We start from the raw sequence: 14,098 nt of genomic DNA on the forward strand, positions 1-14,098 counted from the left end.
TCTATGTTTCTATGTGTTAAAAAAAATGTATTATTTCAGTTTTGCTTTCTTTTGTTTAGCCAATTGTTTTTTTGTTTCAATTGCCTTTTCCAATCGGTTTTTAAAACGGAAAAGTTTTGGCAATCCTTCTAATCGATCTACGAGTGTGATTTCTTCATAAACCAAAATGGCTTTTTCTAAAACCCTGATTTCGTTTTCAAGATCAAGTTGATTTTTGTAGATCGTAGCTAAACGATCATAAGGATGATTTCCTTTAAAGCTTTCCGCGACATTTTCCTCATACAATTCAATTGCTTTTTCAAGATTTCCATTTTTTTCGAACTCAGCTCCTTTCAAGTTGCGTTCGGCCTGCAAATTTTCATTGATTTCCATAGGTAAAAGTTTGATTTGGGGTTTAAACTTCTTCTGATTTTTTCCCAAAATCTTTCGGGAAAATTAAAAAACGTGATAAAATAAGACCTGGAATTGTAGCTAATAAAACCCAAATAAAGAAGTTTTGATAGCCTAAATATTGTTGTATAAAACCGCTTAACATTCCCGGAAGCATCATTCCTAATGCCATAAAACCGGTTGCAAGTGCATAGTGTGCTGTTTTTGATTCTCCTTCGGCAACGTGAATTAAAAACATCATGAAACCAGTAAATCCAAAACCATAACCAAATTGTTCTAAAACAACTGTAATACAAGTATAAAGATTTAATGGCGAATTTATTTCGAAAAAATATAAATTTAAATGAAGATGAAATAGTTCCTCTGGCTGAAAATGAGCTAAACCAATAAAACCAAGTATTGGTAGATGCATTGCTAAAAACATTGGAAACATCCATTTAGTAAGTCCATGTTTAGAAATTGCAATTCCTCCTAAAATTCCTCCAATTGTTAGAGCAAGAATTCCTAATGTTCCATAAATAATTCCAACGGCTTCAGTGTCTAATCCCATTCCTCCTAATTCTTTGTTATCAAGTAAAAAAGGACTTAGCATTTTTAGCAATTGTGATTCTCCTAGTCGGAAAACCAAAATAAAAGCCAAAATCAATCCGATTTGTTTTTTCTGGAAGAAACTGATAAATATGGTTCCGAAGTTTTGGCGAGCTGTTTCTTTGTTGCTTTCTACAGCATTGATTTCGTTTTTTGGAGTAAAAATAAAATTGTAAGCTGTTATGAAAGTCATTAATAAACCAACACAAATCATAGTATACGACCAAGCCTTTGTGTTGTCACCATATTTGTGTTCTAAATATCCAGCAAAAAGTACCACTAATCCATTTCCGGCAAGCATCGAAAGTCTATAAAAAGTACTTCTGATTCCTATAAAGAAAGATTGTTTATCTTCTGGCAAAACCAATAAATAGAAACCATCGGTCGCAATATCATTTGAAGCAGAAGCAAAAGCGGCTACCCAAAATATCGCTAAAGACATCATGAAAAATCCGTTTGTTGGAATTGCTAATCCAACTAATAAAAAGGCAATCGAGATTAATAACTGCATCGATAAAAACCATTTTCTTTTGGTTCCGACTAATTCAATAAGCGGACTCCAAAGCGGTTTTACTACCCAAGGAAGATATAATAAACTGGTATAAATACCAATGTCTTCATTTGAAATTCCTAGATTTTTGTACATAATTACCGAAACCGAAATAATTATGGCATAAGGTAATCCAGAAGCAAAGTTTAGAAACGGAATCCAGAACCAAGGTTTATCTATTTTCATTAGGTTGATTTGGTGTATAGTTTTTAAATGGTTTTTTTAGATCTATGGCAGTTGGCGTGCTTTCATTGGCATAATAATCAATAAAAGTTACGGCGCAGGCTTTATAAAGATTGAGTTTTCCGCCCGCAATTGAAAACGTGATATTCCCGTCAACTTCTTTTACGGTCACTTTTTCTACAATTTTTGTAGCGTCATTAATGTCGATTTTAGAAACATGTTCGCCGCCATAAACAACCATATAACGCACTTTTGTATTCAGCGGACTTTTTACTGTAAAAGTATATTTGATACTGTCTTTGGTATATTCAGCAATTTGTGGCGTATCGATAATTACGTGTTTTAAATTCGGAACCGGAGCAGGAAGCGCTGGATATCGGTATTGATTTTCTTCTAAATGGCGAACCACATCAAAGTTTTTATTCATAAACCATTTAGAGCTGAAATAAGCACTTCCGGAAACATTTTTAAAGGTTCTCAAAAAGTCAATTTGAGTTGGAATTTCCTGCATAAAATTCCAGTTTTTATCACCATCGGCTCTAATTTTGTAAGTAGCGTGACCAATATAAATAGCAGTATTATTAGAGTTTTCAGACCACCATTTTACTAATTTTGAATAAGAAGCTCTAGGATTATTCATGCTCCAATATAATTGAGGCAAGATATAATCAATCCATTTTTGATCCATCCATAAAATAGGATCAGCATATAAATCGTCGTAATTTGATGTTGATGCAGTTTCAGAACCTCTTGGATCCTGTGTTTTGTTTCGCCAAACCCCAAACGGACTGATTCCGAATTGAACCCAAGGTTTGCTTGCTTTGATTGTTGTTGAAATCGTGTGTACAAAGTTGCTCACATTCGCACGACGCCAATCAGATAAACTTAAACCAGCACCATATTTTTTGTATGAAGCCGAATCGTTAAAGACTTTTCCAGGAACGGCATAAGGATAAAAATAATCATCAAAATGAATCGCATCGATATCGTATTTGTCAACGACTTCTTTTACGACTTTCGTCAAATGCGCTTGAACCTCAGGTAAAGCTGGATCATAATAGTATTTTCCGCCGTATTCAATCATCCATTCCGGATGTTTGAAAAGATCATGTCCTGGGCTTAAAAGGTTTTTATTTAAATCGAAAGTCGCGCGATACGGATTCAGCCACGCGTGAAATTCAAATCCGCGGTTGTGCGCTTGCTCGATCATCCAAGCCAATGCATCATAATATGGGTTAGGAGCCAAACCTTCTTTCCCTGTCAAAAATCGCGACCAAGGAGCAAATTCAGAAGGATAAATAGCATCGCCAACACTTCGAACCTGAACAATTACGGCGTTATAATTTAATTTTTTGTAGGTTTCTAAAATCTCAAGATAATCAGCTTTTTCTTTTTCGACGTTGTCAGAGGCTGTTTTAGGCCAGTCAATATTCACAACAGTCGCAATCCACACACCTCTAAATTCGTTTTTAGGATGCAGTATTTTTTCCTGTGCAACGGATTTCCATCCAAAGAAAAACAAAAATATAATAGAGTATAGTAAGTGCTGATTTTTATGCATTTCAATCTTTTATTAACAAAAACCAAAAATAGTTTCTTTTGCCACGAATTACACGAATTTTCACAAATTATTTTTGAAAGGAATAATTAAAAGGAAAAAATAGTGCAATTTGCGCAAGTAATGGTATTTTTTTTAGCCACGAATTACACGAATTACCGCGAATTGTTTTTTATACAGTCAGAAAAAATTAGTGGAAATTTGTGTAATTCGTGGCAACTTTTTTATAGCCACAGATTAAAGGATTTTATGGATTAATCTTTTTAATCCTTTTTATCTGTGGCAAAAAATATTTAGCTTGGAAAAGAAATTTTACCCATAGTTACCGATGGAATTCCTTTTTTTGAACCAAAATTATAATTGCCTCCTGCAACCGTTTCATTCGCCAAAACAGCAAACAAAACCGCTTCTTTTGCATCGCCTGAAATTCCGAGAACGTCGCTTTTTTCAAATTTACAAGACAATAATTCCTGTAACCAACTCACCAGTAACGGATTCCTCGCGCCACCGCCCGACATATAAACTGTAAACTCTTCGATTGGTGTTTTAGTATTTTGGACAACAAACAAAACCGCTTCAGCAATTGTCTCGGCGCTTAGGCGCGTTAAAGTGGCCAGCAAATCTGGTGCCGAAATGTTCTCTAAACCTAATTTTACTAAAGCCGAGTTTACAAAATTATGATTGAATAATTCCTGACCAATGGTTTTTGGGAAGCTTTTCTGGAAGAAGGCGTCGCTTTTTAATTCGGTTAAAAGTACTTGATTTACAGTGCCGCTTTTAGCGATTTCAGCATCTTTATCGAAACTTTTTTCAGGGAAAAATTGTTTGGTGAAAATATCAATTAAAGTATTTGCAGTTCCGGTATCGGTTACAAAAACTTCTTCGGCGTTTTGTGAGGCGGGTAAATACGTGAAATTTGCGATGCCGCCCATGTTGAGCATAATTCGGTTTTCACCTTTTTTGCTGAATAACAAATAATCGCCATAAACCGCCAAAGGCGCGCCTTCACCGCCCGCAGCAACATGTTTTTGTCTGAAATCTGACAAAGTTATAATTCCGGTTTTTACCGCAATATGATCGCCGTCGCCAATTTGTAATGTCGCATTTGGAAATTTTTCCTGCTGATGCAAAAACTTTGGCGCGTGTAAAACTGTTTGTCCGTGCGATGCGATTAAATCGACTTCGCTTGCGGGAATATTCCATTTTGAAAGACAATCGTTGATCATTCCGGCGTGCAAATTGGCAATCCATTCGTTTAGTAAAACCAAATGCTGAAAATCGATTGTTTTTTTAGCAAACACTTTTCTGATTTCGGTTTTAATGTTTTCGCTGTAATCGATGGTTTCAAACTGTTCGATTTTTACAATTGTATTTTCCCCTTCGCCCGAAACTTCACAAAGCGCCAAGTCAAGTCCGTCAAGCGAGGTTCCTGACATTAAACCGATTATTTTTCGGGTTTCTTTTTGAGCTATTTTGTAAAGGGCGGTTATATTTTTATTCATTTTGATGGAATGCTTTTTTGATAATGCTAAAATGGGATTTATTTGGGGATAAATTTAGGGAAATGAAGGATATTTTGTTTTTTTTTGAGAGACTTTTAAATGTATATTGCTTTACTTATCTTTTCAATTTATTTAAGATATTGTCTAGAAAGTGGATTTGAATACTGGGTTTTAGGGAAAGTAGTTGAAGAATATATAAATGAATTAACAGATTAATAAAATATGTTTAAGGAAAATAAGTATTACGGTGAAGTATGGTTTGTTGATAAAGAAGAGACAAAATGTTTTTGTATACTTAACTTTATAAATGGAAGAGTTTCGTTAGAAACAAATTTAAGGTCAGATCGTTCTGTATATAAGCATCAAATAATCTTGGGGGTATTTACAGGATTAGGATATATAACATTTATTGATTGCAGAATTAAATTTAGTCAAAGTGGTATTACTGAAGTTCGAATATATCAACCGAAATATTGTTTTATCTCTATAAATCACTTTGTACAAATTAGTGGTCTTAAATTTAAAAAGTTTGAAATCGGAAATGATGCTATTGTTGATTGGACTGCCAAAACTAATTGGTATGACTTTTCAGAAGATAAACTAATTAAGGAAAGTGATATCTCTGATCACTTTAGAATAGAAGAATTAGGTTTGTCAATTGAAATAAAACAAACTTCAAGTTCTAGTATTGGTCACAAAGAATTTGTTCTTAAAAATGATGGTTATTTGATTTTTGAATCTGATGAGGAAATCTCTTTATTAACGGCATTTGATTATTATAACATATTTCAAAAATTTCTGCAATTTATTTCAGCCAGAACAAGGCAGTTTAGTTTTTTTTCGTTTCAATGTTTAACTTGTGGAGAATCTGTGGCGATTTACTATCAGGAGAATAAATTTGAAAAATCAGGGTCTAGTTATATTCATTTATATTATGATGAAATTTTAGAAGATCTTTCTACTTTAATTAAACAGGCTTATATTTCAACAGAATTTAAATTTTGTTTAGATAAATTAATGGAAAATTTATTAGGAACTAATTTAAGCCATAGTAGAAGATTTATAAATTCAATTGCGACATTTGAAGCATTTAATAAATTATATGTAAATCATAAAAATAAAAAATTAGCGGATTATCTAAAATGCAATAAAGAAAATATTCTTGCCATAAGTAAAATTAATGAAATTAGTTTTGATGATTTTATTTCAAAAATTATACGTTCGAGAGATTATCATGTACATAGTAACATAAAGAATAAAAATATTTTTTCAGATTTTGAGTTGCTTTATATTAGCTTCCTTCTTGACTTTACAGTTGGTTTGGGTTTGTTAAAAAACATGAGGGTATCTAAAAAGATACTAGATAAAGTTGTGAGTCAAGGAGAATTAGTATTTGTTCATATGCAAAAATCAAACAAGATATTGAATGAGGATACTTTAGAAACTAACTCCTGATAGCTCGAATTTGCAGTTCATGACAGCATAGACTGCGCGCAATATAAGTTGAAAATATATATCTCCTGCTAGCGCGAGCGTCTCGCTCGTGCCCGCAAGGATGTTTCATATTTAAAAATTTATTTAATTATTAAACTGATTCTAGGTATAAAATTAGATACTTTGTGTTCACGAGCGAGACGATCGCGCTAGCATTTGAAAATGTTTTGATAAATTATTCAGTTAAAATTAATAATTATATATCGTAAATCTTCTTATGAAACCGAATGTCCTAGCCCTGATGGAAGCGACATCCTTTTGTGGCGGGGTTCGCCGCAAAAGATATAGCGGACAGCAGGAATCAGCTCCTAATTAAAGTTAAAATCCCAAATGCGTTCTTGAAGTTTAGCACATTTCAAAATCTTGTTATACTCGCTAATTTTTGTTAAATTTGAGTAAATGAAGTACTCAAAATAGAAAGCCACACACTCATATTGTCTGTTAGATTTATTCGGGAAATTATCCATACAGGATTTTCAAACAGAAGGCAAAACGTTACATCTATATCATCAAGACATGAGTTACGAAAAAATCAAAGAGGAATTTATTAAAAATGCAGAAGCGTATATAAACGCAAAGCGCCAGCCTTTTGAAAAATTATCAGGTATCGAACTAGTAGATGCAAAATCTCATTATCTGGATGGTTTTCAAGAGTACATTACGCACCTAAACTTTATATTAAATGCATTGATTGATGAGCATTTGATACCTTTTCAAACCCTTGAAGAGGCAAATACTTTTCAAGCTTACATGAAACCGACTTTTGAAAATCTTTCTAAAAAGTTTACAGAAGGACTTATTGATTAAAAACAGAAAATTTACGTTTTTATAAGCCTTCTCCCGATAACCATCGGGACTGCTCAGGATGACAATAGTGTTAAAATACCAAACTTCAATTTAAAAATCAATCACAAAGAAAACCTTTGCCTCTTTGTCACTATATCACTTTGAACCTTAAAAAAATACCTATTTTTGTAATTCAAAAGAAAAGCAAAAATCAGCAATAATGTTACAACTTAAGGATTTAGAGCAATTAGCCGGCGAGCTCGAGGGCACACTTTTATACGATGATCTTCATAAAACACTTTATTCGACAGATGCATCGGTGTATCGGATTCGGCCAAATGCGGTGGCTTTGCCTAAATCTACAGCAGATATCAGCAGGTTAATTCGCTTTGCGCGAGAACATAACATTTCGGTTACGCCAAGAACAGCTGGAACTTCACTTGCCGGGCAAGCCGTTGGTGATGGACTTGTGATTGATGTTTCGAAGCATTTTACCAAAATATTAGGTTACGATGCCGAAAAAAAAACAGTTACGGTTCAGCCCGGCGTTATTCGAGATGAGCTGAATTTATTTTTGAAACAACATGGCGTTTTCTTTGCGCCCATTACTTCGACTTCTAATCGCGCGATGATTGGCGGAATGGTGGGAAATAATTCCTCTGGAACCACTTCGATTCGATATGGCGTTACGCGTGATAAAATTGCTGAAGTAAAAGCGATTTTGAGTGATGGAACTGAAGTAGTTTTTGGCGAATTGACTTCGGCGGAATTTATCGAGAAAACCCAAGGCGATTCTTTAGAAAATAAAATCTACAAAAGCGTTTACGACGAACTTTCGGTAAAAGAAAATCAGGAAGAAATTATAAAAGAGTTTCCGAAACCGGAAATTCACAGACGAAATACAGGTTACGCCGTTGATATTCTGCTAAAATCAGAAATCTTTGGCGGAACCGAACCAACAATAAACCTCGGAAAATTACTTTGCGGAAGCGAAGGAACGCTGGCCTTTACAACCGAAATCACTTTAAAAGTTGACGATTTACCGCCAGCGCACAGTATTATGGTCGTTGGGCATTATCATACGATTCAGGAATCTTTGGAATCTGTTGTGGTGGCGATGAAACATCATTTGTATACTTGCGAAATGATCGACGATACGATTTTGGATTGTACCAAAACGAATCGTGAACACATTAAAAATAGATTCTTTTTAGTTGGTGAACCCAAAGCGATTATGTTGTTTGAAGTGGCGTCGCATACTTTAGAAGATGCCGAAAATCAGGCAAACGCTTTAATTGCCGATTTAGAAAAACACAATTTTGGTTATGCGTTAGTAAAAATTTACGGCCCTGATATTGATAAAGCCAACGAACTTAGAAAAGCGGGACTCGGACTTTTAGGAAGTATCGTAGGCGACAACAAAGCGGCAGATTCTATTGAAGATACGGCCGTAGAATTAAGCGATTTGCCAGCATATATTGCAGAGTTTTCGGCGATGATGTTAAGCCACGGACAGGAAGCGATTTATTATGCGCATGCCGGCGCGGGAGAATTGCATTTGCGTCCAGTTTTGAATTTGAAGAAAACGGAAGATTTAAAATTATTCAGAACCATTGCGACCGATGTGGCGCATTTGGTGAAAAAATACAGAGGTTCGTTAAGTGGTGAACATGGTGACGGAATCGTGCGCGGAGAATTTATTCCGTTTATGATTGGTGAGAAGAATTACGAACTGCTGAAAAGAATCAAATTAGCGTTTGACCCGAATTCGGTTTTCAATATCGGAAAGATTGTCAACGCTTTGAAAATGGACGAAAACCATCGTGTAATTTCGGGCAGAGTAGAACCAGATATTAAAACGTTTCAGGATTTCTCAGACAGTTTAGGAATTTTGCGTGCTGCAGAAAAATGTAACGGCTCTGGCGATTGCCGAAAAATGCCATCGGCCGGCGGAGCAATGTGCCCAAGTTATCGTGCAACGCGAAATGAAAAAGAAACGACTCGTGCAAGAGCAAATGCGTTACGCGAATATTTGACGTATTCTGAAAAAGAAAACAAATTTGATCAGAAAGAATTATACGAAGTTTTTGAGTTGTGTGTAAGCTGTAAAGCCTGCGCCAGCGAATGTCCGAGTAATGTTGACGTTGCGACTTTAAAAGCGGAGTTTTTATACCAATATCAAAAAGCAAACGGCTTTTCGACTAGAAATAAGATTTTTGCCAACAACGCCAAATTGAATAAAATGGGAAGCAAATTCCCGTCGATTACGAATTTTATTTCGAATCAGTCTTTGGTTAAAAAGTCAATGGGAATTGCGCCGGAAAGACAAGTCCCATTATTAGCAAAAAAGACGTTTAGAAAATGGTATGAAAACAATAAACCTAAAAATGCCGATTTTCCGAACGGACAATTGTATTTGTTTGTTGATGAATTCACGAATTATTACGACGTAAATATTGGTATTGATGCCGTTGAATTATTGACAAAATTAGGTTACGAAGTTTTAATCGTAAATCATGAAGAAAGCGGAAGAACGTATCTTTCAAAAGGATTTTTGGAAGAAGCTAAAAAAATCACGGATATCAATGTCAATATTTTCAAAGATTTAATTTCAAGCAACGCGCCGTTAATTGGAATTGAACCTTCGGCGATTTTGACTTTTAGAGATGAATATTTACGATTGGCATCGGATAAAGAAAATGCGGAAAGAATTTCGCAAAACGCTTTTACCATCGAAGAATTTTTCAAAAAGGAAATCATCGACGGAAAAATAACGCCAGATTCTTTTTCGGAGGAAACAAAAGAAATCAAAATTCATGGACATTGTCATCAGAAATCGTTAAGTTCTGTTGAAGCGACTTTCGCCATGTTGAATCTGCCTAAAAATAATACGGTTACGATTTATAATTCGGGTTGTTGCGGAATGGCGGGATCTTTTGGTTATGAAAAAGAACATTATAAAGTGAGTATGCAAATGGGCGAGGACACGCTTTTTCCAAAAGTGCGCAACACTGCCGAAAACGTAAAAATCGCCGCTGCAGGAACGAGTTGTCGTCATCAAATTTATGATGGTACAAAACGTGAAGCACAGCATCCGGTTAGTATTTTGAGGAATTGTTTGAAGTAAAGTTTAACCGCAATCCCGATAGCTATCGGGAGCTAACGATTACGCAAAGTTTTTTTTCACGCAGATTTTGCAGATTTAAGCAGATTTACTTTTAAATTAATTATAAATCTGTGTGCATCTGCTCAAATCTTTTTAAATCTGCGTGAAACAAAACTCAGCGTCAATCAGTCTAAATCCGCGTCATCCGTGTGCTAAAATTACAACGATACTTTTTTCCCGGTTTCAGCAGCTTTATAAATTGCGTTGATGACTTTAATATCTTTAAGTCCTTCTTCGCCTGTAATATGATTGGGCAGTTTTTTGTTCTCTAATAAAAGTTTTGCAATTTCATCCATTTGTGTCTGCTGTTGGTTTATCACAGGGAATTTTAGCGGACCTTTAGATGTTTTTCCTTCAAATGGACCGTAACTCAAAGCCGGACTTAATTCAAACGAACCTTCATCTGCGGAAGCGTAAAATCGGTCAATGTCGTAAGCTACAGTTGTGTTGCAATTAGCAGTTGCTCCGCTAGGAAATTCCATTTGCCAGGAAATACTTTCTTCGGTTTCAGAAAAAATTTGCTTGTTGTATACAGGACCAAATTGGGCCGTAACCGCAATGGGTTCTTCGCCCAAAACATAACGACTAGCCTGAATACAATAAACCCCTAAATCCATTAACGGACCACCTCCAGATAATTTTTTGTTAAGTCGCCATTCGTTTCGGTCACTAAAATTGACAGTGCTTTTTGTATCAAGCGGATCATGAATTTTATAACCAAGAGAAGCTTCGATATAACGCACTTGTCCAAAAACTTTATTTTGTCCTAATCTTTTAATTTCAAGATGTGTTGGTTCGTAATGCAAGCGATAGCCAATTGCCAGTTGTACTTTATTTTCTTCACAAGCTTTTATCATTTCCTCGCAATCTTTCACTGTAATTGCCATTGGTTTTTCGGTAATAACATGTTTGCCAGCTTTTGCAGCGCGAATGACAAATTCTTTATGAAGTCCGTTTGGAGTAACGACATAAACCAAATCAATATCTTTGTTTTTTATAATCTCATCAAAATTCTCATAATTGTAAATATTCTTTTCTGGAATATTGAATTTGGTCTTCCATTGAATAGCTTTTTCTGGAGTTCCCGTAACAATTCCCGTAAGATTACAATATTGAGAAGCCTGAATTCCATCGGCCAATCTTGAGGCATAATTTCCTAAACCGCACAAAGCCACGTTTAGTTTTTTTCCGGTATACGGTTTTTGATTTTCTTCTGGCGCTGTCAAAAACGAAGGAAGTGTGGTCATAATAACCGAAGCGCCCACACCAACGCCAAATTTATTTACAAAAGAACGTCTAGAGATTTTTTCCATAAATTGGTTTTTTAGTTATGTTGTTAGTTTATTAGTACACTGGTGATTAAAAAAGTTACATGTGGAGAGAACTTTGTCAAAGTTCAAAACTTTGACAAAGTTGATTGTGATATTATCCGTAATCTTGTCATTCCGAGGAACGAGGAATCTCCGCAAGTAACTCCGCAACGGGAAGCCCAATCTTTGTCGAGCTTCTTGTGGAGATTCCTCGTTCCTCGGAATGACAAGATTGTACATAATCAGGACTTATAAAAAAAGCCTCATTATTCCGAAAAATAATAAGGCTGTGAAAACTTAAAAAAGTTGTGTTTTACTTCGCTCCCGGAGGAGATTTCTCTTTTATATAGTTGATGAAAGTGTCAAAAAGATGTTTCATAGTTCCATCGCCTTCAGAAATACTGTGTGTGCGATTTGGGTAAATCATCAAATTAAACATTTTGTCGTATTTGATCAATTCATTAATTAGAACTTCGGCATTTTTATAATGCACGTTATCGTCGCCAGTTCCATGAATGTATAATAAATTTCCTTTTAGATTTTTTGCATAAGTCACAGGTGAAGCTTTCGTATAATTCGCTTCATTTTCACTTGGAAGTCCCATATATCTTTCAGTGTAAATATTGTCATAAAAATGCTGATCTGTAACAGCAGAAATCGCTATTCCGGTTTTGTAAATTTCAGGAAACTGAAACATTAAATTCAAAGTCATCGCGCCGCCGCCACTCCAGCCGTGAATCGCTACTTTATCCGCATCGATAAAATTCCATTTCAAAACTTCTTTTGCGGCCATCGCTTGATCGTGCGTATTGATAATTCCGATGTTTTTATAGATTGATTTTCTCCATTTTGTACCTTTCATTGCAGGAGTGCCGCGATTATCCATTGCGATTCCTATGTATCCTGCTGGAATTAAAGGCGTAATTAACCCATAAAAATAAGGTTCGTCATTTGCAACTGTTGCCATTGGTTCTCCATAAACATAGAAGAAAACAGGATATTTTTTTGTTGGATCAAAATTCAAAGGTTTTGCCATAATTCCGTCAATCTCTATTCCGTCAACGGTGGTTACTTTGAATTTTTCTAGAGAATAATTTCGCTCTGGTTTTGTAAAAGAATCGGCAGTTTCTGGAAATATTTTTTTATGACCAGATAACGCCACTAAACGGTTATTCGAATTTCGATTGATATTTGAATTCGTGTGGGTTGCATATTCTCCGTTTGTCGAAAAACTATATTGATTTGTTCCTTCAAATTCTTTAGGTGTTAAGCGTTTTGTTTTCTTCGAATCTAAATTTGTTTCATACAAATAACGCTGTGTAGCATCTGTAGGACTTGCAATAAAATAAACCGATTTTGTCTTTTCATTATAAGCTTTAAAATAAGCATCAAAATTTTCAGTCGTAATTAATTCTTTCTTTTTGCCATCAATACTGATTTTGTAAATGTGCATCCAGCCATCAGCATCAGAACTCCATAAAAAAGCTTTTCCGTTGTCAACAAACGGACACGAAAAAACATCATATTCTCCCGAAGAAATATCAAAAACATCAATCCATGAATCTGATTTTTCCTGATAAATCAAACTTGCTTCTCCAGATTTTGCTTCACATTTATAAACAGAAGCCTGATTTTGATTTCTGTTTAATTGAACAACCATTACGCTTTGATTGTTCATCCATTCCATTCGCACTAAATAATTATTGTCTGGTGCGCCCGGAATATTCAACCAATTTGTCTTTAAAGATGCAATATCAATAACTCCAATTTTTACTGACGAAGGTTTTTCTCCTGCTTTTGGATATTCAACCGGAATTGTAAAAGGATAAAGTGCATCAGTATTATTAATCATTAAATGAAATTTTGTTTCAGATGCATCTACGCGCCAGTATGCAATACTTTTTCCGTCAGGATTCCATCTAAAGCCATCTCGTGCCGCAAGTTCTTCTTCATAAACCCAGTCAAAAGTTCCGTTGATGATTTTATCAGTTCCGTCTGTGGTTAGCGGGGTTATTTTTGCTGAATTTAAATTTTCAAGATAAATATTATGTTTAGATACGTAAGCTACGTTTTCGTTATCGCTCGAAAATTTGGCAAACATCAAAGATGATTTTTCTAGACTTGTTCCTAATTGTCTTCCTTTACCAGTTTTTAAATCAAAAAACCAATAATCTCCTTTAGTATTGGCTCTCCAAACTTTTTTAGAATTGGTGTAAAGCAACACTTTTGTTTTATCATTATTCCAAACTAGACTTTCGATTTCTCCGTTAAAACCAGAGTTTTTCAATTGAGTATTTGATAAAATAGTATTGCCTTGTTTGAGTTCGTTGACATCATAAACCATGATGTTATTTTGAGAATTTACCCAAAACGAATTTGAATTTGGTAGCCAATTGAGCTGATCAATGTCAATGTCTTGTGCAAAAGCATTCGAACAGATTAGAAACAATAGGAAAAAGAATTTTTTCATCGACCGATATTTGTATTTAGATTAGTAGTGTATTTTTTGAGTTTCAATCGCTTTTAAAATTACTCATTTTTTTAAATGCAGTATAAAATTTGTACTAAAAT

At 34.9% G+C, this 14,098-nt stretch carries 9 protein-coding genes; 3 read left to right on the plus strand and 6 right to left on the minus strand.

The genetic code is table 11. The features are described from left to right. Positions 1-30: 30 nt before the first annotated feature. The 4 genes from RB619_RS00185 to RB619_RS00200 form a co-directional block, all read right to left on the minus strand. Positions 31-372 (minus strand): hypothetical protein, encoded by a 342-nt coding sequence (locus RB619_RS00185; RefSeq protein WP_308092541.1) that lies wholly within the window; start codon positions 370-372, stop codon positions 31-33. 22 nt (positions 373-394) lie between these two features. Beyond that, entirely contained in the window at positions 395-1,714 is a 1,320-nt protein-coding gene (locus tag RB619_RS00190) for an MFS transporter (RefSeq protein WP_308092543.1), read from the minus strand. Continuing rightward, positions 1,701-3,272, minus strand: a complete 1,572-nt coding sequence (locus RB619_RS00195; RefSeq protein ID WP_308092545.1) for a family 10 glycosylhydrolase — start codon at positions 3,270-3,272, stop codon at positions 1,701-1,703. The genes RB619_RS00190 and RB619_RS00195 overlap by 14 nt, the downstream gene beginning before the upstream one ends. Before the next feature lie 290 nt (positions 3,273-3,562). Next, positions 3,563-4,771, minus strand: a complete 1,209-nt coding sequence (locus RB619_RS00200; RefSeq protein ID WP_308092552.1) for an anhydro-N-acetylmuramic acid kinase — start codon at positions 4,769-4,771, stop codon at positions 3,563-3,565. 222 nt (positions 4,772-4,993) lie between these two features. Between RB619_RS00200 and RB619_RS00205 the strand changes: the two genes are divergently transcribed. From RB619_RS00205 to RB619_RS00215, 3 genes are all read left to right on the plus strand, one after another. Further along, positions 4,994-6,226 (plus strand): hypothetical protein, encoded by a 1,233-nt coding sequence (locus RB619_RS00205; protein ID WP_308092555.1) that lies wholly within the window; start codon positions 4,994-4,996, stop codon positions 6,224-6,226. 555 nt (positions 6,227-6,781) lie between these two features. Then, on the plus strand, positions 6,782-7,072 hold the full coding sequence (locus tag RB619_RS00210; RefSeq protein WP_308092557.1) for a hypothetical protein: 291 nt from the start codon (positions 6,782-6,784) through the stop codon (positions 7,070-7,072). 199 nt (positions 7,073-7,271) lie between these two features. Beyond that, positions 7,272-10,178 (plus strand): FAD-binding protein, encoded by a 2,907-nt coding sequence (locus tag RB619_RS00215; RefSeq protein WP_308092559.1) that lies wholly within the window; start codon positions 7,272-7,274, stop codon positions 10,176-10,178. Between the two features lie 197 nt (positions 10,179-10,375). Here the strand turns inward: RB619_RS00215 and RB619_RS00220 are convergent, their stop codons facing one another. Both RB619_RS00220 and RB619_RS00225 read right to left on the minus strand, forming a co-directional pair. After that, entirely contained in the window at positions 10,376-11,530 is a 1,155-nt protein-coding gene (locus RB619_RS00220; RefSeq protein WP_308092561.1) for a Gfo/Idh/MocA family oxidoreductase, read from the minus strand. A gap of 310 nt (positions 11,531-11,840) precedes the next feature. Next, positions 11,841-13,997, minus strand: coding sequence for a DPP IV N-terminal domain-containing protein (locus RB619_RS00225; RefSeq protein WP_308092563.1), 2,157 nt, complete (start codon positions 13,995-13,997; stop codon positions 11,841-11,843). Positions 13,998-14,098: the final 101 nt, after the last annotated feature.

Source organism: Flavobacterium sp. LHD-80 (assembly GCF_030929605.1).
In the GTDB taxonomy this organism is placed as follows: domain Bacteria; phylum Bacteroidota; class Bacteroidia; order Flavobacteriales; family Flavobacteriaceae; genus Flavobacterium.